This window comes from Brachymonas denitrificans, from assembly GCF_907163135.1.
Classification (GTDB): Bacteria; Pseudomonadota; Gammaproteobacteria; order Burkholderiales; family Burkholderiaceae_C; genus Brachymonas; species Brachymonas denitrificans_A.
Genome location: NZ_CAJQUA010000001.1, coordinates 689,093 through 711,325, shown reverse-complemented (window position 1 = coordinate 711,325; position 22,233 = coordinate 689,093). Strand labels below are relative to the sequence as shown.

At 64.5% G+C, this 22,233-nt stretch carries 23 protein-coding genes; 15 read left to right on the top strand and 8 right to left on the bottom strand.

All coding sequences use genetic code 11. The features are described 5' to 3' along the window. Nucleotides 1-19: 19 nt before the first annotated feature. Nucleotides 20-1,828, top strand: coding sequence for an FAD-dependent 5-carboxymethylaminomethyl-2-thiouridine(34) oxidoreductase MnmC (gene mnmC / locus KKQ75_RS03410; protein ID WP_213360308.1), 1,809 nt, complete (start codon nt 20-22; stop codon nt 1,826-1,828). Here mnmC and dut read toward each other — a convergent pair. Continuing rightward, nucleotides 1,812-2,267, bottom strand: coding sequence for a dUTP diphosphatase (gene dut, locus KKQ75_RS03405; RefSeq protein ID WP_371687083.1), 456 nt, complete (start codon nt 2,265-2,267; stop codon nt 1,812-1,814). The genes mnmC and dut overlap by 17 nt on opposite strands. A gap of 265 nt (nt 2,268-2,532) precedes the next feature. Between dut and efp the strand changes: the two genes are divergently transcribed. The 3 genes from efp (at nt 2,533) to KKQ75_RS03390 (ending at nt 4,514) form a co-directional block, all read left to right on the top strand. Further along, on the top strand, nt 2,533-3,087 hold the full coding sequence (efp, locus tag KKQ75_RS03400) for an elongation factor P (protein ID WP_091816406.1): 555 nt from the start codon (nt 2,533-2,535) through the stop codon (nt 3,085-3,087). 126 nt (nt 3,088-3,213) lie between these two features. After that, on the top strand, nt 3,214-4,149 hold the full coding sequence (locus KKQ75_RS03395; protein ID WP_213360307.1) for a TIGR00730 family Rossman fold protein: 936 nt from the start codon (nt 3,214-3,216) through the stop codon (nt 4,147-4,149). An 86-nt stretch (nt 4,150-4,235) separates the two neighbouring features. Beyond that, a complete protein-coding gene (locus KKQ75_RS03390; protein ID WP_213362830.1) occupies nt 4,236-4,514 on the top strand; it encodes a hypothetical protein in 279 nt (92 codons plus the stop codon). A gap of 74 nt (nt 4,515-4,588) precedes the next feature. Here KKQ75_RS03390 and rmuC read toward each other — a convergent pair whose 3' ends face one another. Together rmuC and KKQ75_RS03380 are read right to left on the bottom strand one after the other, a co-directional pair. Further along, the gene (rmuC, locus tag KKQ75_RS03385; protein ID WP_213360306.1) at nt 4,589-6,241 is read right to left on the bottom strand and encodes a DNA recombination protein RmuC; all 1,653 of its coding nucleotides are present in this window, start codon (nt 6,239-6,241) and stop codon (nt 4,589-4,591) included. 3 nt (nt 6,242-6,244) lie between these two features. Then, the gene (locus KKQ75_RS03380; RefSeq protein ID WP_213360305.1) at nt 6,245-7,240 is read right to left on the bottom strand and encodes a 2-hydroxyacid dehydrogenase; all 996 of its coding nucleotides are present in this window, start codon (nt 7,238-7,240) and stop codon (nt 6,245-6,247) included. A gap of 377 nt (nt 7,241-7,617) precedes the next feature. Between KKQ75_RS03380 and KKQ75_RS03375 the strand changes: the two genes are divergently transcribed. Continuing rightward, entirely contained in the window at nt 7,618-8,184 is a 567-nt protein-coding gene (locus KKQ75_RS03375) for a phasin family protein (RefSeq protein ID WP_213360304.1), read from the top strand. A 163-nt stretch (nt 8,185-8,347) separates the two neighbouring features. On the opposite strand, the gene KKQ75_RS03370 is transcribed toward KKQ75_RS03375, so the two are convergent. After that, nucleotides 8,348-9,343: a patatin-like phospholipase family protein gene (locus KKQ75_RS03370; protein WP_250130985.1), complete on the bottom strand. Its 996-nt coding sequence runs from the start codon at nt 9,341-9,343 to the stop codon at nt 8,348-8,350. Nucleotides 9,344-9,578: 235 nt separating this feature from the next. On the opposite strand from KKQ75_RS03370, the gene KKQ75_RS03365 reads away from it, so the two are divergent. Together KKQ75_RS03365 and KKQ75_RS03360 are read left to right on the top strand one after the other, a co-directional pair. Further along, nucleotides 9,579-10,337 carry a 3-hydroxyacyl-CoA dehydrogenase gene (locus KKQ75_RS03365; RefSeq protein WP_213360303.1) on the top strand — a complete coding sequence of 253 codons (759 nt, stop codon included), beginning with the start codon at nt 9,579-9,581 and terminating at the stop codon, nt 10,335-10,337. Between the two features lie 267 nt (nt 10,338-10,604). Beyond that, nucleotides 10,605-11,213, top strand: coding sequence for a hypothetical protein (locus KKQ75_RS03360; protein WP_213360300.1), 609 nt, complete (start codon nt 10,605-10,607; stop codon nt 11,211-11,213). 15 nt (nt 11,214-11,228) lie between these two features. On the opposite strand, the gene KKQ75_RS03355 is transcribed toward KKQ75_RS03360, so the two are convergent. After that, the gene (locus KKQ75_RS03355; protein WP_213360298.1) at nt 11,229-12,854 is read right to left on the bottom strand and encodes a 3-(methylthio)propionyl-CoA ligase; all 1,626 of its coding nucleotides are present in this window, start codon (nt 12,852-12,854) and stop codon (nt 11,229-11,231) included. Between the two features lie 179 nt (nt 12,855-13,033). Between KKQ75_RS03355 and KKQ75_RS03350 the strand changes: the two genes are divergently transcribed. From KKQ75_RS03350 to KKQ75_RS03325, 6 genes are all read left to right on the top strand, one after another. Beyond that, nucleotides 13,034-14,509, top strand: coding sequence for a protein adenylyltransferase SelO (locus KKQ75_RS03350; protein WP_213360297.1), 1,476 nt, complete (start codon nt 13,034-13,036; stop codon nt 14,507-14,509). Nucleotides 14,510-14,636: 127 nt separating this feature from the next. Further along, nucleotides 14,637-15,083 carry a peptide-methionine (R)-S-oxide reductase MsrB gene (msrB, locus tag KKQ75_RS03345; RefSeq protein ID WP_213360296.1) on the top strand — a complete coding sequence of 149 codons (447 nt, stop codon included), beginning with the start codon at nt 14,637-14,639 and terminating at the stop codon, nt 15,081-15,083. Between the two features lie 52 nt (nt 15,084-15,135). After that, entirely contained in the window at nt 15,136-15,678 is a 543-nt protein-coding gene (locus KKQ75_RS03340) for a septation protein A (protein ID WP_213360295.1), read from the top strand. 114 nt (nt 15,679-15,792) lie between these two features. Then, a complete protein-coding gene (locus KKQ75_RS03335; protein WP_213360294.1) occupies nt 15,793-16,071 on the top strand; it encodes a BolA family protein in 279 nt (92 codons plus the stop codon). A gap of 34 nt (nt 16,072-16,105) precedes the next feature. Next, nucleotides 16,106-16,918, top strand: coding sequence for a hypothetical protein (locus KKQ75_RS03330; RefSeq protein ID WP_213360292.1), 813 nt, complete (start codon nt 16,106-16,108; stop codon nt 16,916-16,918). Between the two features lie 121 nt (nt 16,919-17,039). Beyond that, nucleotides 17,040-19,007: a peptidase U32 family protein gene (locus KKQ75_RS03325; RefSeq protein WP_213360290.1), complete on the top strand. Its 1,968-nt coding sequence runs from the start codon at nt 17,040-17,042 to the stop codon at nt 19,005-19,007. Between the two features lie 30 nt (nt 19,008-19,037). Here the strand turns inward: KKQ75_RS03325 and KKQ75_RS03320 are convergent, their stop codons facing one another. Further along, nucleotides 19,038-19,400 carry an excalibur calcium-binding domain-containing protein gene (locus KKQ75_RS03320; protein WP_213360288.1) on the bottom strand — a complete coding sequence of 121 codons (363 nt, stop codon included), beginning with the start codon at nt 19,398-19,400 and terminating at the stop codon, nt 19,038-19,040. A 33-nt stretch (nt 19,401-19,433) separates the two neighbouring features. On the opposite strand from KKQ75_RS03320, the gene aat reads away from it, so the two are divergent. Beyond that, nucleotides 19,434-20,192 (top strand): leucyl/phenylalanyl-tRNA--protein transferase, encoded by a 759-nt coding sequence (gene aat, locus KKQ75_RS03315; protein ID WP_213360286.1) that lies wholly within the window; start codon nt 19,434-19,436, stop codon nt 20,190-20,192. A gap of 28 nt (nt 20,193-20,220) precedes the next feature. Here the strand turns inward: aat and KKQ75_RS03310 are convergent, their stop codons facing one another. Together KKQ75_RS03310 and ung are read right to left on the bottom strand one after the other, a co-directional pair. Next, nucleotides 20,221-20,703: a GNAT family N-acetyltransferase gene (locus KKQ75_RS03310; RefSeq protein WP_213360284.1), complete on the bottom strand. Its 483-nt coding sequence runs from the start codon at nt 20,701-20,703 to the stop codon at nt 20,221-20,223. Nucleotides 20,704-20,707: 4 nt separating this feature from the next. After that, entirely contained in the window at nt 20,708-21,391 is a 684-nt protein-coding gene (gene ung, locus KKQ75_RS03305; RefSeq protein ID WP_250130984.1) for a uracil-DNA glycosylase, read from the bottom strand. Between the two features lie 82 nt (nt 21,392-21,473). Here ung and KKQ75_RS03300 point away from each other — a divergent pair, with 82 nt between their 5' ends. Then, nucleotides 21,474-22,202 carry an arginyltransferase gene (locus tag KKQ75_RS03300; protein WP_213360280.1) on the top strand — a complete coding sequence of 243 codons (729 nt, stop codon included), beginning with the start codon at nt 21,474-21,476 and terminating at the stop codon, nt 22,200-22,202. The last annotated feature ends 31 nt before the right edge of the window (nt 22,203-22,233 follow it).

The following is a 22,233-nucleotide window of genomic DNA, read 5'->3' as shown; positions in this document are numbered from 1 at the left end:
CTGAACACCCTGCTGCCCCATGTCCCATAGCCTCTGCCTGTCCGTACCGGACATCGCGCTGTTTCTGGATTGGTGGCAGCAGCATCGCGCCGCAGCAGGCATCCATCATTTTGTCTGGCAAGCCGACCGGCTTCCAGCATGGAGCGAGGTGGCCCGTGCCATCGAAGCGCGTCTGGGCGCGGATGGGGAACCGCTGGCCCGGCAGCTGCAGGCGCACTGGTGGGGGCTGATTCCCGGATGGCATCGTCTTCCACTGGAGGATGAGCGGCTGATCCTCCAGCTCGCGCTGGTGCCCGTGCGCGAGGCACTGGCAGGCTGTACCGGTGTTTTCGATTCCATCCACGCAGGCTCGGGGCTATTCCGCACGCCCGGGCTTGAGCCAGCACATCTGGCCGCTGCACTTGCCGCACTCAGCCGGCATGGCACGCGGCTGCATCTCGGCACCGCATCCTGTCCTGCAGACATCGCGGATGCTGTGCATGCTGCCGACATCACAGACGCCGACTGGCGCCACGCCCTGCGCAGCAAAGGATGGCAAACGGCCGACGGCCAACCGAATGGATACTTTTATAGCCCGCACTGGATAGATGAAAGTTCCCGATCCAGCGTTGTACCATCAACTGCCATCGTTATCGGCGCAGGTCTGAGCGGCGCTGCCAGTGCCTGGAGCCTGGCGCGCCGCGGCTGGGAGGTCACCGTGCTGGATGCCGGCCCGGCACCGGCTGCCGGCGCGTCCGGCCTGCCCGTGGGCCTGGTCGTGCCGCACACCTCGGCCGACGACACGCGCATTTCCCAGATCAGCCGGGCCGGCGTACGCTGCATGCTGCATCGTGCCGAGGCGCTGCTGGAGCCGGGCCTGGAATGGTCGCAAGGCGGTGTGCTCGAACACTGTGTGGATGGCGACAGCAAACTGGCCCGCGCCTGGCAAGCGCCGGATGCCCCCGGCGCCCTCCGGCCCAGCAGCGAATGGGCGCACCGCGCCAGCCCGCAAGACATCGCCCAAGCCTGCTTGCCCCAAGACATCACCGCCATCCTGCATCCCGGTGCTGCCTGGATCAAGCCGGCAGCACTGGTGTCCGCATTGCTCAGGCGTCCGGGCATCCGCTTTCAGGGCAACGGCCGCGTCGCCGCCCTGCAGCGCGCGGATAGCGGACTCTGGCAGGCGCTGGACGCCGACGGCCAGGTGCTGGCGCAGGCCCGGCATGTCGTCATTGCGGCGGCCTACCATTCTTCGGCGCTGCTGCAGCAACTCGCTGCAGCGTCAGGCCAACCGGCGTGCACGGACGCGCCGTTCGGCATCGCCTTCAAACCCCTGCGCGGGCAGATTGCCTGGGGCTGGCAGGACGATCTGCCCCACCCGGATGCCCTGCCGCCCTTCCCCGTCAACGGCAAGGGCAGCATGGCTGCACACATTCCCCACGCCACGCCGGAGCGGCAGGGGCCGATGTGGATTACGGGATCAACCTTCAATCGCGGCGATACCGACCCCAGCCCGCGCGAGAGGGACATGGGCGAGATTCTGGCCAAGCTGCAGATCCTGCACCCCGCTGCCGGCAAGGCGCTGGCCCCGGCCTTCGCCCAGAGCCAGGCCCGTGCCTGGGCCGGCGTGCGCACCACGCTGCCGGACCGCCTGCCCGTGGTCGGGCCGCTGCCTGTTCCGGGCCTGGAAGGCATCTCGCTCTGCGCGGGCATGGGCGCACGCGGGCTGGCGCTTGCCATGCTCTGCGGCGAACAGATGGCCGCGCTGCTGCACGACGAACCCTGGCCGCAGGAGCGCAAGCTCGGCCAGATGCTGTCGGCCAGCCGCTGGCTCAGGAACGCCCGGTAGAACCGTAGCCCCCCTCGCCCCGCGCACTCACATCTGCAAATTCGTCCACCACGTTGAAGTGCGCCTGCATCACCGGCACGATCACCAGCTGTGCAATGCGCTCCATCGGCTCGATGGTGTACGCGGTGTCCGTGCGGTTCCAGGCGCTTACCATCAGCTGGCCCTGGTAATCGCTGTCGATCAGGCCGACCAGGTTGCCCAGCACAATGCCGTGCTTGTGGCCCAGCCCCGAGCGCGGCAGGATCATGGCTGCATAGCCCGGATCCTGCAGGTAGATGGCCATGCCGGTGGGCACCAGTTGCCAGGCATTGGGCTGCAAGGTGAGCGGCGCATCGAGGCAGGCGCGCAAATCGAGGCCCGCGCTGCCGGCCGTTGCGTAGGCAGGCATTTGCGTTTTCAGGCGTTCATCCAGCAATTTGAGATCGACGTGCAGGGACATGGCGGGCAATGACAAGGAAAAAACAAAAACGCTATTGTGCCTGCGCGCCAATAGGACTGCGCGATGCGGCATGACCCTGATCAGGCATTGGCGCCTCGCGCGGCTGCGGCTGGCTCGCCCCTCCATTTGCGGCTAGAATGAGCGCCTGCAGCAAAAACCCTGCATCTTCAGCCGTGCGCGAGCCTCTGCAGATTCCCGCCATGGCCTACGCCGCCAGCATGCTCCGGGCATGCCTTGATGCGGCACTAACCTGATACACCTGAACATGAAAATCGCTCAAGAAATCCGCGCCGGCAACGTGATCATGCACGGCAAAGACCCGATGGTCGTGCTGAAAACCGAATACGCCCGTGGCGGCCGCGGCGCTGCCACCGTCCGCATGAAGCTCAAGAGCCTGCTGAGCAACTTCGGCACCGAAGTGGTGTTCAAGGCTGACGACAAGATCGACAACATCGTGCTCGACAAGAAAGAGTGCACCTACAGCTACTTCGCTGATCCCATGTACGTGTGGATGGACACCGAGTACAACCAGTACGAAGTCGAGTCCGAGAACATGGGCGACGCCCTGAACTACCTGGAAGAAGGCATGGAAGCCGAAGTGGTGTTCTACGAAGGCAAGGCCATCTCCGTCGAACTGCCCACCAGCGTCGAGCGCGAAATCACCTGGACCGAGCCCGCCGTCAAGGGCGACACCTCCGGCAAGGTGCTCAAGCCCGCCAAGATCGCGACCGGCTTCGAAGTCGGTGTGCCGATCTTCGTGGCCCAGGGCGACCGCATCGAGATCGACACCCGCACCGGCGAATACCGCAAGCGCGTGTAATGGCGCTGCAGGCTGGCCCTGCAACCCGGCAAGAAAGGCTTTCCGTGTGACGGGAGGCCTTTTTTGTTTGTGTACACTGGAAATCAAGCCGGCGCGTGCCGGAACACCCGGAACAAGAAGGACATCATGAAGAACAAGGGCAACCTGAGCGAACAGCGGCTGGCACATGCCTGGGAGGAACTCCAGGAACTTGCAGACCAAGGCATCGCCCTTCCCCCCGAATCCAACCGCCTGGCCTTTGCCGATCCCGAATTCCTGCTGCGGCGCGAAACGCGCAGCATCCGGCTGCAGATCGAGATGCTCAAGCCCGAGCTGGAGCTGGAGCGCCGGCAGATCGACCACACCGTCGTCGTCTATGGCAGTGCACGCGTGCCCTCGCCCGAGTTCGCCGCCCAGGTCATTGCCGCTGCCGAACGCACCGGCGATGCCGCCTCGCTGGCCCAGGCCGAGCGCTGGCGGCGCGGTGCAGCGTCATACGAAGCGGCACGGCAATTCGGCCGCCTGGTAGCCGAATACAGCGTGGGCAAGCCGCGCCAGAGCCATGTCTACATCTGCACGGGTGGCGGCCCCGGCATCATGGAAGCGGCCAACCGCGGCGCCAGCGAAATGGGCGAGCCCACCATCGGCCTGAACATCACGCTGCCGCACGAGCAGCAGTCCAACCCCTATGTCACCCCGGACCTGAACTTCAAGTTCCACTACTTTGCGCTGCGCAAGATGCACTTCATGGTGCGCGCCGTGGCGCTGGTGGTGTTTCCGGGCGGTTTCGGCACGCTGGATGAACTGTTCGAGGTGATGACGCTGGTGCAGACGCGCAAGTCGGCCCAGGTGCCCATCGTGCTGTATGACAGTGCCTACTGGAAGAAACTGCTCAACCTGGAGCTGCTGGCCGAGGAAGGCATGATTTCGCCGGAAGATCTGAACCTGCTCACCTATGTGGACACACCGGAAGATGCCTGGCGCGAGATCCGCGATTTTTACCTGGCCAAGTGTTCCGATCCCAAGAAGGTCGCAGTCGCCAACGGCCCCTGCCTGGTGTTCAACTCTCACGAGCCGGCCTGATACAGGCTGCGACAAGGTTTGCAAGGATCTACAGCACATTCCGGAAAGCGCGCAACAATACAGCCATAACCGGAAAGGAGCACACCATGAAAACGATTGTGTCTGCGCTGCCCCTGGCGGCGCTACTGCTGCTTGGCGGTTGCGCAGTATCGCTGGGCGATCCCTACTACGATGGCAGTTACGGCGCCGGCAACGGCTCGCACTGCCCGCCGGGACAAGCCAAGAAAGGCAACTGTCTGCCAGGGGGCGGCTTCTGCCCTCCAGGGTTGAAAAAACAGGGGCGCTGCGGACCTTCGACGGGTAGCGGCGCGGTGGTTGTCGACCCCGGCATCCGCGTTGAGCCTGTGCGGGTGGAGGTGCGTTAAAAGACGCCGACTCCAGGCCATGCAAGCGCCCGCAATAGCGGGCGTTTGCACGTGAGAACGCCCCAATTCCGGATTCAGTCTGCGTCTTCGTCGGTAGCCGTCAGACTGGTGCCGGCTTGCGGCAACCCCAGAATGCCCTGTGCTTCCGGCTCCGGCAGCGCCTCGGCGCTGCGCAGGCTGCGGTGCATGGCACGGTTGCGTCGCTCGGCTTCGTCCAGGGTGTTGAGCACGGTCTGCGTCTGCTTCTTTACCTTGGCGAGCACATCGCCGAACTTGCCGAACTCGGTCTTGACGGCACCCAGCACCTGCCATACCTCGCTGCTGCGCTTTTCCAGCGCCAGCGTCTTGAAGCCCATCTGCAGCGAGTTGAGCATGGCCATCAGCGTGGTCGGGCCGGCCAGCGTGATGCGGTGGTCGCGCTGCAGGCTTTCCATCAGGCCGGGGCGGCGCAGCACTTCGGCGTACAGGCCCTCGGTTGGCAGGAACAGGATGGCGAAGTCGGTGGTGTGCGGCGGCGCGATGTAACGCTCGCTGATGGACTTGGCCTCCATGCGGATGCGTGCCTCCAGCTGGCGCGCGGCCAGTTCGGCACCTTCGGCGTCGGCACGGTGCTGGGCAGACAGCAGGCGTTCGTAATCCTCGTTCGGAAATTTGGCATCGATCGGCAGCCAAAGGGGCGTGCCATCCTCGCTCTTGCCTGGCAGGCGGATGGCGAAATCCACTGCGTGGCGGGCGTTGGGGTGCACGGTGACTTGCGCGGCATACTGGTCGGGTGCAAACACCTGCTCCAGCAAGGCGCCCAGTTGTGCCTCGCCGAACATGCCGCGCGTCTTGACGTTGCTGAGCAGGTGCTTGAGATCGCCCACGCCCTGGGCCAGCGTCTGCATCTCGCCCAGGCCCTTGTGCACCATCTCCAGCCGGTCTGCCACCTGGCGGAAGCTCTCGCCCAGGCGCTGATGCAGCGTGGACTGGAGCTTTTCGTCCACGGTCTGGCGCATTTCGTCGAGCTTGGCGCTGTTGGTGTGCTGCATCTGCGCCATCTGCGTTTCCAGCGTGCCGCGCATTTCCTGCAGGCGGCGCGCGTTGGATTCGCTCAGGGCATCGAGCTGGCTGGTGAGCGTGTCGGACACCTGCTTCTGCATACTGGCAAGGCCGCCCTGCACGCCCTGCAATTGCTGCTGCAGCAACTGGGCGTTTTCGGCCAGACGGGACTGCAGCGTGCTGTGCAGCGTTTCGCCCACCAGGCTGCGCACCTGGTCGAGCTGCTGCGCATTGCCCTGCGCCAGGCGAGTAATCTGCTCGTCCAGCGTGCTGCGTACCTCGTTCATGCGCTGCTGGTTGCCTTCATGCAGGCTGGCCAGGCGCTGGTTGAGCGTGTCCTGCACGATGCGCTCCATCTGCGCCAGCTGCTTGGCAAAGCCCTCGAGCTGCGCCCCCTGCGTACGTGCAGACTCGGCGGCATGCTGCACCAGCGCGCCCTGGAAGGTACCCAGCGTCTGCGCGTGCTCCTGCCGGCTGGTGCGCGCCGTCTCGGCCAGCTCGCGGCGCAGCTCACGCTCCAGCCGCTCATTGCTTTCGCCGATGCGGTCGTCAAGCGCATCGCGCAGCGACTCCAGCGCCTCGCGCTGCGGACGGTCATCGGGCTTGCGCAATAGCAGGACCAGCAGCAACAGCAGGTTCAGGCCCAGCAGGATCAGGGCCACGGTCAACATCAGGGATTCGGACATAACTCAGCGGGTCAGCACTTCGGGGTTGAGCGGCGTGAGCGCCTCGCCGCGCGTGAAAAAGGCAATCAGGTTGTCGGCCGCCAGATTGGCCATGGCGCGGCGCGTGGCCTCGCTGGCACTGGCGATATGCGGACTGAGCACCACATTGTCGAGCGTGAGCAGATCGGGATGCACCTGCGGCTCGCCCTCGAACACATCGAGGCCGGCAGCGGCGATCACGCCTTCGCGCAAGGCACGGGCCAGTGCCGCATCGTCCACGATGCCGCCGCGCGCGATGTTGATCAGGCTGGCGCCTGGCTTCATCTGGCGCAGTTCGGCCATGCCGATGCTGTGGTGGGTGCCGGCCGAGTAAGGGAGCACCAGCACCAGGTGGTCAGCCTCGCGCAGCAGGGTTTCGCGCGAGACATAGCGCGCCCCGCACGCCTGCTCGGTGGCGGCATCGAGCTGGCTGCGGTTGTGGTAGATCACCCGCATGCCGAAGCCGTGCGCGCCGCGGCGGGCAATGGCCTGGCCGATGCGGCCCATGCCGAGGATGCCCAGCGTGCTGCCATGCACGTCACGGCCCAGCAGGGTGTCGTAGCGCCATTTGGTCCAGTGGCCGTCCCGCAACCAGCGCTCGGCCTCGGTCACGCGGCGTGCGGTGGCGAGCAGCAGGGCAAAGCCGAAATCGGCCGTGGTTTCGGTGAGCACGTCGGGAGTGTTAGTAGCCAGAATGCCGCGCGCCGTCAGCGCCGGCAGATCGAGATTGTTGTAGCCCACCGCCATGTTGGCGCACATGCGCAGACCGGGGCTGCGTGCAAGCAGTTCGCCGTCGATGGCCTCGGAGGGGGTGGTGAGCACGGCGGCACAGCCTTGCAGGCGGTCACCCATCTGCTCGCGCGTCCACAGCGCGTCCTCCGGGTTGTCGATGACCTCGAAATGCTGGCGCAGGCGATCGACCACATCGGGAAAAATGGCACGCGTGACCAGCAGGCGCGGTTGCGGTGAGCTTGTATGCATTGGAAACAAGGTTTGTGCTGGCGCGATTACGCCGCTATATATATGGGTCAGCCACAGGCATGGCCTGCGCGTGATCATAACGGAGCGTCTGGAGCCACTCAGGAATGGCACTCCTTCAGCCTGTGCCCGGGCAGGCGCGGCACATCCCGCATCCGCCCGCCACTTCAATACAACTTGTTGCAATTTGACCGCAGCTTTTTTGCTGCGCCGCACAAAAAGATATTGCAATGCAGCAAACTGGTCTTATACTAGAGCCCATGTTGCAGTGCAACAAAAGTGCCGGCGAGGGCTGCGACGCATGGCACAGGGGCTGAAAGGCCCCACCAACAAGCGCAGTGTTATTTTCACCTGTAGTGTAATTTTTTGGAGGAACTCCCATGCTGACCGCTGAACAAATCGCCGCCGCCCACAAAGCCAACCTGGAAACCCTGTTTGGTCTGACCAACAAGGCTTTCGAAAGCGTCGAGAAGCTGATCGACCTGAACGTGAACGCTGCCAAGGCCGCCCTGACCGACGCCGCTCAAACCACCCAGGCTGCCATGAACGTGAAAGACGCTCAGGAACTGCTGGCCCTGCAAGCTTCCCTGTTCCAGCCCCTGGCCGAGAAGACTGCTGCCTACAGCCGTCATCTGTACGACATCACTTCCGGCGCTGCTGCTGAATTCACCAAGGTTCTGGAATCCCAGGCTGTTGAAGCCCAGCAAAAAGTGAACGCCGTTGTGGACAACATGAGCAAGAACGCTCCTGCTGGTTCCGAAGCTGGCGTGGCCATGATGAAGAACGCCGTTTCCGCTGCCAACTCTGCTTTCGAATCCGTGCAGAAGGCCGTGAAACAAGCTTCCGACGTTGCTGAAGCCAACTTCAACGCCATGACCAACACGGCCATCAACGCCACCAAGACGGCCGCTGCTGCTGCCAAGAAGCCTGCTGCTCCCCGCGCCTGATAGGCCCTGAGCAAGACTGGCTGGCCAGATGCCAGCCAGCACAACAAGTTGTCTCCTTGTGTCTCGTTACCGGTGCAATGCCGGACTAGCAGATGCAATTTGCCCCACCTCGGTGGGGCATTTTTTTTGTCTCAAAGGTCTGGCGGCAGCACAGGGATGCGCCTCACACCCCTTTCGCAAGCAGGGCGCGGATCCGCGGCAAAGCCTGGCGCATGGCAGCGCGGCCGGCCTCGATCGAGCGCTCGCGGTTGCTGAAATCCGCACTGGAAACACCCGCCAGCGCCGGACGCAGCACCACATCAGCGTTTTTCAGTTCATTGGTATTGATGTTGCGCCCCATGATGGAGAAGGTTTTCAGCACCACCTGGGCCTGGCTTCTGGCCGCTTCGGCCGTCGGCTCGCTGCTGATGTCGATGGCCACCACCACCTCGCCGCCAAGCTGGCGCGCATAGTTGACCGGCACCGGCGCCACCAGACCGCCATCCACATATTCGCGGCTGCCGATGCGCACCGGCTCGAACACGCCCGGCACGGCACTCGATGCGCGCACCGCCTGCCCGGTATTGCCACTGCGAAACAGGATGCCCTGCCCCGATTTCAGATCCGTCGCCACGATGCCCAGCTTGACCGGCATGGCCTGGATCGGGCGGTTGCCCACCTGCTGGTTGATGAAGCGCTCCAGCGCCGCTCCGCGCAGCAGGCCCCGGTTCAGGAAAGGCACCTGCCAGTCGGTAATGGCGTTCTTGTCGAGCGCCTGGGCAGCATCGCGTAGCGCCCTGCCGCGCAAGCCGCTGGCGTAGATGGAGCCGACCACGCTGCCCGCCGAGGTGCCGACCACGATGTCGGGCCGGATGCCGGCTTCTTCCAGCACTTCCAGCGCCCCGACGTGGGCGAAGCCACGTGCCGCGCCGCCCCCCAGGGCCAGCGCCAGACGCGGCTTGCGCCGGGCGACCGGCGGGGCCGCGGGCTTTTGCGGGCTCGGTGCCGGCGGCGCGCTGCCGCAAGCCGTCAGGCCAAGCAGTGTCGCCGCGCCCATGCTGCCTCCCAGCAGACGCAGGGCCTGGCGGCGTTGCAGGTGGAGATGCAGGGAATCAGCAGACGGCACTTCGGATGGCGACATGGCGGTAAATACAGAGGGATTCTGGATCGGACATGGCATGGTAAGCCGCCGGCAATTCACCGTGCAAGCAAAAGTAAACAGCCGCCTGTGCCGCCTACAATGATCCTGCGCGGATGAAAGCAGCGGCGGCCGCAGTGCAAGCCCTGCCCCGCTCCGCGTGCGGATCCGGAATTTTTCTCGCGTACGGCCCCGCGTTCGCCCTACAATGCGGTATTCCGTTGACGTCAACGTCAACCACAGCGACCCCATTTCAATTCGACATAAGGAGCTCGACATGGAGATTCAAGGCAAGTCTTTCATCGTGACCGGCGGTGCTTCCGGCCTGGGTGAAGGCACGGCGCGCATGCTGGCAGCCAATGGCGGCAAGGTCGTCATCGCTGACATGAACGAAGAGCGCGGCCAGCAAGTGGCGCAGGAAATCGGTGGCGTGTTCGTCAAGGCCAACGTGGCCGACGAGGCCGATGGCCGCAAGGTGGTGGAAGCTGCCACGGGCCTGGGCAAGCTGATGGGTCTGGTGAACTGCGCCGGCATCGCTCCCGCCGAGAAGATCGTCGGCAAGAAAGGCCCGCACAGCCTGGAGCTGTTCCAGAAGGTCATCACCGTCAACCTGATCGGCTCCTTCAACATGATGCGCCTGGCGGCCGAAGCCATGAGCGCCAACGAGCCTGAAGCCACCGGCGAGCGCGGCGTGATGATCTCCACCGCTTCCGTGGCCGCCTTCGAAGGCCAGATCGGCCAGGTGGCCTACAGCGCCTCCAAGGGCGGCGTGGTGGGCATGACGCTGCCCATTGCCCGCGATCTGGCCCGTACCGGCATCCGCAACATGACCATCGCTCCGGGCATCATGGGCACGCCCATGCTGTTCGGCATGCCGCAGGAAGTGCAGGATTCGCTGGCTGCAATGGTGCCCTTCCCCAGCCGTCTGGGCCGTCCCGAAGATTTCGCCAAGCTGGCCAAGCACATCTTCGAAAACGACCTGCTGAACGGTGAGGTGATCCGTCTGGATGGGGCGATCCGCATGGGCATGAAGTAATCTCGCCCAGGCTCGAGAGGAACGGCGCTGCGGCGCCGTTTTTCGTGCCTGCGCCGCTGTCCTGATGTGTTGCTTTCCTGCCGCGGGCATGCCTGGGCTATTCGTAAGCAATAGCAGCTACACCGGCGGCCATGCAACATTCATCGGTGGCAACCGTTAACGGCCTGGCAATTGGTTACGTATGGTCAACGCCTGGCTGGGTTGCGCCGTCTCCAAGGGCCCACAATCGGGTTGGGCGCCTGTATGGCGCAGCAGAAGGAGACCTCCATGAACATCCGTCATTCGATTGCCACCGCGCTGGTGGGCGCAGCCAGCCTGTTGGGCCTGGGGGCTGCCCAGGCGCAAGTCACGGTCAACGCCAATCCCTGGTACAACAACATCACCGTCGGTGCGCCCCTTACCCAGGGCGTGTACGGCCAGATCGTGCTGGGCGACGCCGCGGTGCCGCCGCCGGTTTACAGTTCGCGCCCGGTCATCATCCACCGCACTGCCGTCGGCTACGACCCGATGTACCTGTACGTGCCGCCGGGCCACCGCAAGAAGTGGAGCAAGCACTGCAGCCGCTACAACGCCTGCAACCGGCCGGTGTACTTCGTGAATGCCGCCTCGCCGCGTGCCTATGCGATCCATCGCCCGGGCAGCAGGGTGATCGTGCGTGATCCGGTGGTGGTGCATCGTCCGGTGGTGATCCGCGACCGGGACGACGGCCGCTACGACGAACGTCGCGAGCGCCGTGAAGTGCGCCGCTACCGCAACGAATACGAGCGCCAGTACCGCAGCAATGATCGCCGCCACAAGGGCTGGGAGCGTGGCAACGAAGGCCGCGGCAAGCAGCTGGGCTGGGACCGTGGTCGCGGCAATCCGCACCGCGAATGATCTCGCCTGCCCTGCTTACAGCGAGGGCAGCTTGTAGTCGCCCAGCATCTGCCGCACCTTGGTCTTGAGCATCTTGCCGGTGGCGCCCAGCGGAATGGCGTCGACAAACACCACGTCATCCGGGATCTGCCACTTGGCGAGCTTGTCTTCGTAAAAGGCCAGCAGTTCCTCGCGCGTGAGCTGCGCATCGGGCTTGAGCGCCACTACCACGATGGGGCGTTCGTCCCATTTGGGATGCGGCATGCCGATGCAGGCGGCCATGGCCACGGCCGGGTGGCCCATGGCGATGTTTTCCACGTCGATGGAGCTGATCCACTCGCCGCCGGACTTGATCACGTCCTTGCTGCGGTCGGTAATCTGCATGAAGGCGTCCGGGTCGATGGTGGCCACGTCGCCGGTGTGGAACCAGCCGCCGTCGATGACGGCCGATTTGTCGAACTTGAAGTAGCGCTCGATCACCCAGTTGCCGCGCGCCATCAGGTTGCCGTAGGTGGTGCCGTCATGCGGCAGGTCTTCGCCGTTTTCGTCGATGATCTTCAGGTCGACCCCGAACACCGGGCGGCCCTGCTTGGCCAGCAGGCGGCGCTTTTCCTCGGCCGGCAGGGACTCGTTCTTGAGCTTGAGTGTGCTCAGTGCGCCCAATGGCGACAGCTCCGTCATGCCCCAGGCATGGATCACGCGCACGCCCAGTGCGGCAAAGGCGTCGATCATGGCCGGCGGGCAGGCCGAGCCACCGATCACCGTGCGTTTCAGGCTGCTGAAGCGCAGGCCCTTGGATTGCACGTGCATCAGCAGCATCTGCCAGATGGTGGGCACGCCGGCACTGAAGGTGACCTGCTCGGCCTCGATCAGGTCGTACAGCGACTTGCCATCGAGCTGCGGGCCCGGGAAGACCACCTTGCAACCCGTCATCGCCATGCTGAAGGGCGTGCCCCAGGCATTGACGTGGAACATGGGCACCACAGGCATGACGGCATCGCGCGAACTCAGCGCCATGGCATCGGGCATGACAGCAGCGTAGGCATGCAGGATGTTCGAGCGGTGCGAATACAGTGCACCCTTGGGGTTGCCGGTAGTGCCGCTGGTGTAGCACAGGCCGCTGGCGGTGTTTTCGTCGAGCTGCGGCCAGTCGTAGTCGGTATTCTGGTTGGCGATCAGCGCTTCGTAACTCGCCAGGTTCGGAATGCCGCTGTCGGCTGGCAGTTTGTCGGCATCGCACAGGGCAATCCAGTGCTTCACCGTGGGGCATTGGCCGTGAATCAGCTGCACCAGCGGCAGGAAGCTCATGTCGAAGCAGAGCGCTTCGTCTTCGGCGTGGTTGACGATCCAGGCCATCTGCTCGGGATGCAGGCGCGGGTTGATGGTGTGGATGACCCGGCCGGTGCCGCTCACGCCGTAGTACAGCTCCAGGTGGCGGTAGCCGTTCCAGGCCAGGGTGCCGACGCGGGCATCGGCGGCCAGGCCGAGGCCATCGAGCGCATGGGCCAGCTGGCGCGAACGCCGTGCCGCATCGGCCCAGGTGTAGCGGTGGATGTCCCCCTCCACCCGGCGCGACACGATTTCGGTATCGCCGTGGTTGGCTGCCGCAAATTCGATCAGCGACGATTGCAGCAGGGGTTGGTTCTGCATCAGGCCCAGCATGTCTGTCTCCTTGTAGGTGTTTCGGGTCTCACAAGGCATTGTGCCCGCAAAAATGCGCACGACCGCAGGGGATTTCATGGAATCGTGTGAACATGCGCGCCGGTGTCCACCCGGCCTACCCCTTGGCGGCAAAGCCCTGCCCCGCCTCACGGACTTGACAGCTCCCGCACAATCGACACATGTCCGAACACGCGCCACACCCCTCTTCGCAAGCCACATGGCAGCCCGGCCTGGGAGCCTTGGGCGAGGCCTTCGTCACCTTCCTCAATCCGGTACCGCTCACGCAACCGCACTGGATCGCGCACAGCCCTGCGGCTGCCGCCTGGCTGGGCCTGGACGAAGCCTGGCTGGCGCAGGACGATGCGCTCAAGCTGTTCTCGGGCAATGCCCTGCCGGAAGGCGCGCGGCCTTGGGCCAGCGTGTACAGCGGTCACCAGTTCGGCGTGTGGGCCGGCCAGCTGGGAGACGGACGCGCACTGACCCTGGGCGCCCTGCCCGCTGCCGACGGCACGCTGCAGGAAATCCAGCTCAAGGGCAGTGGCCTGACCCCCTACTCCCGCATGGGGGATGGCCGTGCGGTGCTGCGTTCCTCGATCCGCGAGTTCATCGCATCGGAGGCCATGCAGGCACTGGGCATTCCCACCACGCGCGCGCTGTGCCTGACGGGGTCGCGCGATCCGGTCTACCGCGAGCAGGTGGAAACCGCCGCGGTGGTGACGCGCTTTGCCCCCAGCTTTGTGCGCTTTGGCCACTTCGAACATTTCGCCTCGCGCCAGCATGACATCCCCCTGCGCACCCTGGCGGATTACGTGATCGAACAGTTCTACCCGCACTGCCGGCAGGCGGCCAACCCCTACGCAGCGCTGCTGCAAACCGTTGCCGAAGGCACGGCCGACCTGATCGCCCAATGGCAGGCCATCGGCTTCTGCCATGGCGTGATGAACACCGACAACATGAGCATGCTGGCACTCACGATCGACTACGGCCCCTACCAGTTTCTGGATGCCTACGATCCCGGCCATATCTGCAACCACAGCGACGAGCGCGGCCGCTACGCCTACGACCAGCAGCCCGATGTGGCCTACTGGAACCTGTATGCACTGGGCCAGGCCCTGCTGCCGCTGATCGGCGAAGTGGCCGATGCCAAGGCCGCGGTGGACGTGTACCCGGCGCGGCTGGCAGAGAGCATGGCCAGCTGCTGGGCCGCCAAGCTGGGCCTGCTGGACCCGGCCACTGCGACCGGACTGCTGCAACCCCTGCTGAAACAGCTGAGCGTGAACCAGGCCGACTTCACGCTGTTCTGGCGACGCCTGTCGCTGGCGGTGGCCGCAGGCAAGGCGGACTTTGACGGCGTGCGCGCTCTGCTGATGCGCGGCGATGCCCTCGACCCCTGGCTGGCAGACTATCTGCGCGCCCTGGACGAGCATGCCCTGCCCGACACCGGCGCCGCCATGCTGCGCGCCAATCCGGCCGTGGTGCCGCGCAACTATCTGTGCCAGAACGCGATTGCCACGGCCGAGAAAGGCGACTTCGCGGAAATCCACCGGCTGCTCGAGGCCTGTACCACACCATTCGACACACGCTGGGACGAACACCCCTATGCCGGACTGCCGCCCGACTGGGCAGCGGGCATTTGCGTGAGCTGCTCCTCGTAAGCCGCTGCCCCGGCCACCATGCCCTGGCAGCTCTCAGGGCTACCCTGCAGCATGGCTGCCATCAAAACCCTCTACACTCGGCGCATGCGGGCACCATGCCCGCCCACTACAACCAGGAGACAAGGTCATGGAATTTCCGGTCCAGAAAACCCCGATCGAATGGGAAGCCGTGCTCAACGCCAAGAACGCCGAGCCCGTCGCCATGCAGGTCACCCGTTTTGCGGCGACCGAACATCCGTTTACCGGCATCTACACCGACCACTATGCCGAAGGCGTATACCGCTGCATCTGCTGCGACCAGCCCCTGTTTGCCAGCGCCACCAAGTTCGATGCCGGCTGCGGCTGGCCGAGCTACTACCAGCCCATCAGCGCCGAAGCAGTGGTCACGCGTGAAGACACCAGCCATGGCATGGTGCGCACCGAAGTGCTGTGCAGCAACTGCGGCGCTCACCTCGGCCATGTGTTCCCCGACGGGCCGCAGCCCACGGGCGAGCGCTTCTGCATCAACTCGGCTTCGCTCGAATTCGTGCCCCTCGGTGAGCCCGGCCAGGACGTGGATCCGCAATACCCGTAACCTTGCGCAAGACCTGTGCGCATGCCGCGCGCAGGCCGCATAATGGCTGCCGATGAAACAACTGCTCGACTTTCTCCCCATCGTCCTGTTCTTCGCAGCCTACAAGCTGTACGGCATCTACACCGCCACCGCGGTGCTGATGGCGGCGACCACGGCGCAGATGGCCATCCTCTACTTCATCGACCGCAAGCTCGGCACCATGCACAAGGTGACGCTGGCGCTGATCCTGGTTTTCGGCACGCTCACGCTGGTGCTGCAGGATGAACGCTTCATCAAGTGGAAACCCACCGTGCTGTACGGCGCCATGGCGCTGGCTCTGGCCGTGGCCCTGTGGGGCATGCGCAAGAATGTGCTGCAACTGATGCTGGGCACCCAGCTCAATCTGCCGCAACCCGTGTGGCACCGCCTGACCGTGGCCTGGATCGGCTACTGTCTGTTCATGGCCGCCATCAATGCCTATGTGGCCGTGTATTTCAGTACCGAGCAGTGGGTGAACTTCAAGCTGTGGGGCTATGTGTTTCCGCTGATCTTCCTGGTGGGGCAAGGGGTCTATATTTCGCGCCACTGGCAAGGGGACAACAGCCTGCCGCGCTGATTGTGCGACCGTGGTTTTCTGCGACTTCCGCCATGAATGATCGTCGCAGGCCTTGACCATCCGGCATCCCTATCCTGCCTGCCATTGTTCACAACCCTGCAACAAGTTCCTCCCATGAATGACTTCACCATCCCCACCGCCGCGCTGCTCCAGTCCCGCCTGGAACAGGCCCTGCAGCCCACCGTGCTCGAAGTGATCGACGAAAGCGGCCACCATGCCGGACATGCCGGTGCCAATGGCCTGGGCTATGGCACCCACTTCCGCGTGCGTGTGGCTGCGCCGGCTTTTTCCGGCAAGACACGTGTGGCCTGCCACCGGCTTGTGTATGATGCACTGCAACAAGAAATTACCGCGGGGCTGCATGCGCTGGCCATCGAAATCGTGCGCGACTGAAGCAGCCCCTGTCCTGATCTAGCGAGTTTTCACCATGTCTTTCCGTCTTTCCGCCCTGATCGGCGCCCTGCTGCTGGCCGCCTCCGTTGCCGGCCACGCCCAGAACCTGGCCATCGTCAATGGCAAACCCCTGCCCAAGGCCCGTTTCGATGCCGTGATGGCCAGCATGAAGGAGCGTGCCGCCCAGATGGGCCAGCCGCTGCCCGCCGGCATGGAGGAACAGGTCCGCCAGAAGCTGATCGGCGATGCCGTGATGGTGCAGGTGGCCGAGCAGCGCGGCCTGCATCGCACGCCGGAATACCGCCAGCAGATGGATGGCGCACGCAGCATGATCCTGTCGGGTCTGCTGGCCGAGCAGTACCGCAAGCAGAACCCGGTGTCGGACGCAGCCGCCAAGGCGGAATACGACAAGATCGTCGCCGGTCTCGACCCGGCCGCCAAGGAGCAGGTGCCGCCCTTCGAGCAGGTGAAGCAACAGGTCAAGGATGATCTGGCCGAACAGCAGGTGGGCAAGCTGGAGGCGGAGCTGAATGCCAAGAACGTGACGCCGGTGCAGGCAGCCGTGCAGCGCGGCCTGCAGCTTACGCCTGAATACCGCAACCAGATGGACGGCGCCCACGGCATGGTGCTGATGGGCCTGCTGTTCCAGCAGTACGGCAAGAACAATCCCGTCTCCGACGCCGATGCCAAGGCCGAATACGACCGCATCGTGGCCGGCATGGGCCCCGCGGCGCACGGCCAGGTGCCGCCGTTCGAGCAAGTCAAGCAGGAAGTGAAGGACGGCATGGTCGAGCAGCAGATGGTCAAGCTGCAGGACGAACTGCGCGCCAAGGCCCGCATCCACTGAATCCCTTGACGGAGCGCCGGGCCAAAGCCCGAGTGCTATCGTTTTTCCGGGCGAATCGCTACCATTGGCGCTTCGCCCTTTCCGTTTTTGCCGCGCGCCCTCGCTGGCGTGCCGATTTGCCATGCTCCCGCACCAGCTCGAACTGCTCAGCCCCGCCCGTGACGCCGATATCGGCATCGAGGCCATCAACCATGGCGCCGATGCCGTCTACATCGGCGGCCCGGCCTTTGGCGCGCGCGTGAACGCCGCCAACAGTGTGCAGGACATCGCCCGCCTGGTACAGCACGCCCACCGCTACCATGCGCGCATCTTCGTCACGCAGAACACCATCCTGCGCGACGACGAGCTGGAGCCGGTGCGCAAGCAGATCTGGGAACTGTACGACGCGGGCGTGGATGCGGTCATCATCCAGGACATGGGCCTGCTGGAAGTGGACCTGCCGCCGATCCAGTTGCATGCCAGCACGCAGGCAGATATCCGCACGCCGGAGAAGGCGCGCTTTCTGCAGGATGCGGGTTTCAGCCAGATCGTGCTGGCGCGCGAGCTGGATCTGGAGCAGATTGCCGCCATCCGCGCCGCGACACGGCCGGAGACGATCCTGGAATACTTCGTGCACGGCGCGCTGTGCGTGGCCTACAGTGGCCAGTGCTATATCAGCCATGCCAGCACCGGCCGCAGCGCCAACCGGGGCGACTGCAGCCAGGCCTGCCGCTTGCCCTGGCAGGTGACGGACAGCCAGAACCGCATCGTGGCGCATGACAAGCATGTGCTCTCGATGAAGGACAACGACCAGAGCGCGAATCTGGCCGCGCTGGTGGACGCGGGCGTGCGCAGCTTCAAGATCGAGGGGCGCTACAAGGACATGGGTTATGTGAAGAACATCACCGCCCACTACCGCAAGCTGCTAGACGAGCTGCTGGAGCAGCGTCCCGAACTGGCGCCCGGCAGCAGCGGCCGCACGCGCTTTGCCTTCGAGCCCGATCCGCGCCAGAACTTCAACCGCGGCAGCACCGACTATTTCACCCACGGCCGCCAGCAGGACATCGGCGCCTTCGACAGCCCGAAGAACCCCGGCCAGCCCATCGGCTACGTGCTGCAAGTAGGCAGCAACAGCGTGGACCTGATGACGGACGACCACGCCACCGAACTGCACAACGGCGATGGCCTGTGCTATTTCGACCTGCACAACAATCTGGTCGGCCTGCAGATCAACCGTGCCGAAAGCCTGGGCAAGCCGGGGCAATGGCGGGTGTTTCCCAAGGATCCGGTGGCGGGCTTCAAGGATCTGCGACGCGATACGGTGGTGAACCGCAACCGTGACATGGAATGGGTGCGCTCACTGGAGCGCCCGAGCGCCGAGCGCCGCATCGGCTTGTGGCTGCGGCTGGAAGACACAGCCGATGGCGTGCAACTGGTGCTGAACGATGCCGACGGTTTCAGCGCCACGGCGCAGCTGGTATGCGACAAGACCCCGGCGCGCGATGCTGCCAAAGGGGAACAGGCCTTGCGTGACAACCTGGGCAAGCTCGGCACGACCATTTATGAAGTCGAACATCTGGACATCGCCACCGCACAACCCTGGTTTATTCCCGCCTCTCAGGTCAACGCACTGCGCCGCCAGGCTGTGGAAGCGCTGGACGCTGCGCGCCTGCAGGGCTGGCAGCGTCCGCAGCGTGCAACGCCGGTCGAACCGCCGGCGCCGTATCCGGAAGACACCCTCACCTATCTGGCCAATGTGTTCAACCACAAGGCGCGCGACTTCTATGCGAAGCATGGCGTGCAGGTGATTGCCGCCGCCTACGAAGCGCACGAGGAAGAGAACGAAGTGCCTTTGATGATCACCAAGCACTGCGTGCGCTACTCGCTCAGCCTGTGCCCCAAGCAGGCCAAGGGCGTGAAAGGCGTGCAGGGCCAGGTGCGTGCCGAGCCGCTCACCATCACCCACGGCGACCAGAGCTACACCCTCAAGTTCGACTGCAAGCCCTGCGAGATGCACGTGATGGGCAAGCTGCAACCGCATATCAAGCGGCGTGGCGTGGTGCCGGCGGGAGAGCTCGCGGAAGTGCCGGTGCGGTTCTTCAGGGGGTGACGCGATAGTTCCGCGGAGTAGGCAGCGGCACTACTCGCATGCCACCCCGTCGCCATCCCGATCCAGCCTCCGCGCATAGCCGGGTTCGCCAGCGCGAATGGCTGCCGCACCTGCCGCCCTGGCAGCGGCGCAATTCGGGTAATACACCCGACTGCCGGCAGGCGCAGCGCGGCGGGGCGATGGTTCGGCCATGAAGCGCTGAACGCCGGGACCCGCCGAGCCACCCGTGCCCAAGGCCGGGTTGCGAGCGCCTCCACCACCGCGATGACAGTGGTAGTCCCCCGTCTTGCGGTTGTGGTGGCAACCCTGGGCATCCAGGCCGCCACCATGGGCTTCGGCATCCGTGCCGGAAAGCAGGAACAGCATTCTCGCCAGTACATAGCGCAAAACCATGGCGTTAGGATAACATCGCTTTACAAATCGCCCATGACCTACCACCCCAAGACCACCCTGCCCTGGCTCGAGCCGCACCAGCCCTTTCCCCCCGTGGAGCAGGCGCTGCAGGACGATACGCCCTGGCCAGGTCTGCTGGCGGCCGGCGGCGTGCTGGATGCCGATACGCTGGAACAGGCCTATCGCCAGGGGATTTTTCCGTGGTATAGCGACAACCAGCCCATTCTGTGGTGGAGCACCGATCCGCGCATGGTGCTGCGGCCGGACAACTTCCGTCTGCACCGCTCGCTGCGCAAGACGATCCAGCGCTTTGCGGCATCGCCGCAGTGCGAAATCCGCATCGACACGCAGTTTGCGGACGTGATGCGTGCCTGCGCCGGCCCGCGGGCGCATCAGTCCGGCACCTGGATCACCGACGATGTGCTGGACGCCTACACCGCCTTGCACCGGCGCGGGCTGGCCCACAGCGTCGAGACCTGGGTCGACGGCACGCTGGTGGGTGGCCTGTACTGCGTGGCGCTGGGGCGGGCCGTGTACGGCGAAAGCATGTTCACCCGTGTGCCCGATGCCTCCAAGATTGCGCTGGCCGCACTGGTGGCCCTTTCACGCACGCATGGCGTGGAGATGATCGACTGCCAGCAGGAAACGGCCCATCTGGCCAGCTTGGGCGCCAGCGCCATTGCGCGCGAGGTCTTTGTGGAGTCCATTGCGCAGGCGCAGCAAAAGCCCGCCATGCAGTGGCAGTTCAGCGCCCGGCTATGGGGTATCCTGCTGCAGAAAATCCAGCAATAACATGGCGCTATCGCTGGTTTCCGATAAATTACATCAACCTGCGCAGCTTGCGTCCGCCAGTGACGGCAAAGCCCTGACACTGGTAGAAGTGCATGATGCGCTCGAACTCCGGCAGCGGCGGCGTGGTGACTTCCACGCGGCGCCAACCCTGGTTGCGGGCGAGTGCAAAAATGCCGGCCAGCAGCTCGCGGCCCACGCCTTTTTCGCGCCATTCGGGCTTGACGAAGAGTTCGGTAATCGTCCCCAGCGCACCGCCGGCATACAGCGCATGGCCTTCGAACAGACCGGCAAAGCCGATCTGCTCGCTGCCCGAATCGGCTACCAGCACGCGGTAGCTGCCGCGCTCGAGCAGGTTTTCCAGATGCCGGCGCACCGGAAGCGGCTCGACCTCGAAATCCAGGTCATGGGTGGCGAGCTGGATTTCCTGCAGCAGCTTGGCTGCCATGCCGGTCAGGGCCGGAATGTCGGCTTCGACGCCCTTGCGGATGCGGATGGGGGGTTTTGTCTCCATGGTTTTATACCTGCCAGTCGATAGGCGCCAGACCCTGTTGCTGCAACCAGACATTGGCGCGGGAAAAATGCCGGCATCCGAAAAATCCGCGATACGCCGATAGCGGCGACGGATGCGGCGCTTGCAGCACGAGGTGGCGCTTTCTGTCGATGAACGCGCCTTTTTTCTGTGCGTGGCTGCCCCATAGCAAGAATACCAGCCCTTGACGGTGATCGTTGAGCTGTCGCACCACGCGATCGGTAAAGGTTTCCCAGCCCCAGTTGGCATGCGAGTGCGCCTGTCCGGCCCGTACCGTGAGTACGGCATTGAGCAGCAGCACGCCCTGCTCCGCCCAGTGCTGCAGGTAGCCGTGGCGCGGAATCGCGAAACCGGGAAGATCCTCGGCCAGCTCCTTGTAGATATTCTGCAGCGAGGGGGGAATATCGACCTCGGGCCGCACGGAAAACGCCAGCCCGTGTGCCTGGCCCTCGTTGTGGTACGGATCCTGGCCGAGAATGACGACACGCACCCGGTCGAACTCGGTGGCGGTGAAGGCGCTGAACACATCGGCCGATGGCGGGTAGATGGTCTGCCCTTCTGCCCGCGCCTGCTTCACGCGCTGCCACAGTTGCTGGAAATAGGGCTGCTGCCTTTCGGCACCGATGGCATCGTGCCAGGTGTGCAAGGCCGTGTCAGCGGTGGGTGTCATCAGGGAGTCCATAGACTGAATCATAAAGCGCCTGCACACGCTGAAACAGCGCATGCGCCCACCTTGCGCTACCATTATCGCCATGTCCGACCTGCGTCGCCCGCCCCTGCCGGAACGCGTACTCCAGTTGTACGCCACGGCCGCCTATCCCTGCAGCTATCTGCCCGAGCAGACCGCCCGCTCGCAAGTGGTGGTGCCCCTGGATGTGGTGGATACCGACATCTACGCGCAACTGATTGCCAAGGGCTTTCGCCGCAGCGGCAGCACCACCTACCGGCCCTGGTGCGACAACTGCAGCGCCTGCGTGCCGCTGCGCGTGCCGGTGGCGGATTTCCGGCCCAACCGCAGCCAGCGCCGGGCGCAACGCCAGCACCAGAATCTGACGGTGCGCCTGCTTCCCCTGCAGGAATACCCGGACCATTACGCGCTTTACCGCGACTACCAGCTCGCGCGCCACGCCGGCTGTGGCATGGACAAGGACGATCCGGAGGACTACCGGAGCTTCATCCTGCAGAGCCCGGTAGATGCCATGCTGGTGGAATTCCGCCAGGGCGATGTGCTGAAGATGGTGGCCCTGGTGGATGTGCTGCCGGATGCGCTGTCGGCCGTGTATACCTTCTACGCCGATGACGCGGGCGCGGCCTATGGCACCTATGCGGTGCTGTGGCAGATTGCGTTTGCGCAGCAGACAGGCAGGCGCCATGTGTATCTGGGCTACTGGATCGCCGAGAGCCGGAAGATGCAATACAAGACACGCTTTCGGCCCTGCGAGGTGCTGGAGCGAGATGTCTGGCTCACGCACCTGCTGTAGGCAGGACATGATTTCACATAGTAGAATTGAG

Bases quoted from the DNA above. Each gene is read 5' to 3' on its own strand.
- KKQ75_RS03395 (WP_213360307.1), top strand. From the start codon at position 3,214: ATGAAGAACAAGGGCAACCTGAGCGAACAGCGGCTGGCACATGCCTGG.
- KKQ75_RS03380 (WP_213360305.1), bottom strand. From the start codon at position 7,240: ATGCATACAAGCTCACCGCAACCGCGCCTGCTGGTCACGCGTGCCATT.
- KKQ75_RS03335 (WP_213360294.1), top strand. From the start codon at position 15,793: ATGAATGACTTCACCATCCCCACCGCCGCGCTGCTCCAGTCCCGCCTG.
- KKQ75_RS03325 (WP_213360290.1), top strand. From the start codon at position 17,040: ATGCTCCCGCACCAGCTCGAACTGCTCAGCCCCGCCCGTGACGCCGAT.
- KKQ75_RS03370 (WP_250130985.1), bottom strand. From the start codon at position 9,343: ATGCCATGTCCGATCCAGAATCCCTCTGTATTTACCGCCATGTCGCCA.
- KKQ75_RS03330 (WP_213360292.1), top strand. From the start codon at position 16,106: ATGTCTTTCCGTCTTTCCGCCCTGATCGGCGCCCTGCTGCTGGCCGCC.
- KKQ75_RS03390 (WP_213362830.1), top strand. From the start codon at position 4,236: ATGAAAACGATTGTGTCTGCGCTGCCCCTGGCGGCGCTACTGCTGCTT.
- rmuC (WP_213360306.1), bottom strand. From the start codon at position 6,241: ATGTCCGAATCCCTGATGTTGACCGTGGCCCTGATCCTGCTGGGCCTG.
- efp (WP_091816406.1), top strand. From the start codon at position 2,533: ATGAAAATCGCTCAAGAAATCCGCGCCGGCAACGTGATCATGCACGGC.
- KKQ75_RS03300 (WP_213360280.1), top strand. From the start codon at position 21,474: ATGTCCGACCTGCGTCGCCCGCCCCTGCCGGAACGCGTACTCCAGTTG.
- KKQ75_RS03310 (WP_213360284.1), bottom strand. From the start codon at position 20,703: ATGGAGACAAAACCCCCCATCCGCATCCGCAAGGGCGTCGAAGCCGAC.
- KKQ75_RS03340 (WP_213360295.1), top strand. From the start codon at position 15,136: ATGAAACAACTGCTCGACTTTCTCCCCATCGTCCTGTTCTTCGCAGCC.
- ung (WP_250130984.1), bottom strand. From the start codon at position 21,391: ATGACACCCACCGCTGACACGGCCTTGCACACCTGGCACGATGCCATC.
- aat (WP_213360286.1), top strand. From the start codon at position 19,434: ATGACCTACCACCCCAAGACCACCCTGCCCTGGCTCGAGCCGCACCAG.
- msrB (WP_213360296.1), top strand. From the start codon at position 14,637: ATGGAATTTCCGGTCCAGAAAACCCCGATCGAATGGGAAGCCGTGCTC.
- KKQ75_RS03355 (WP_213360298.1), bottom strand. From the start codon at position 12,854: ATGCTGGGCCTGATGCAGAACCAACCCCTGCTGCAATCGTCGCTGATC.
- KKQ75_RS03375 (WP_213360304.1), top strand. From the start codon at position 7,618: ATGCTGACCGCTGAACAAATCGCCGCCGCCCACAAAGCCAACCTGGAA.
- KKQ75_RS03365 (WP_213360303.1), top strand. From the start codon at position 9,579: ATGGAGATTCAAGGCAAGTCTTTCATCGTGACCGGCGGTGCTTCCGGC.
- dut (WP_371687083.1), bottom strand. From the start codon at position 2,267: ATGTCCCTGCACGTCGATCTCAAATTGCTGGATGAACGCCTGAAAACG.
- KKQ75_RS03360 (WP_213360300.1), top strand. From the start codon at position 10,605: ATGAACATCCGTCATTCGATTGCCACCGCGCTGGTGGGCGCAGCCAGC.
- KKQ75_RS03320 (WP_213360288.1), bottom strand. From the start codon at position 19,400: ATGGTTTTGCGCTATGTACTGGCGAGAATGCTGTTCCTGCTTTCCGGC.
- KKQ75_RS03350 (WP_213360297.1), top strand. From the start codon at position 13,034: ATGTCCGAACACGCGCCACACCCCTCTTCGCAAGCCACATGGCAGCCC.
- mnmC (WP_213360308.1), top strand. From the start codon at position 20: ATGTCCCATAGCCTCTGCCTGTCCGTACCGGACATCGCGCTGTTTCTG.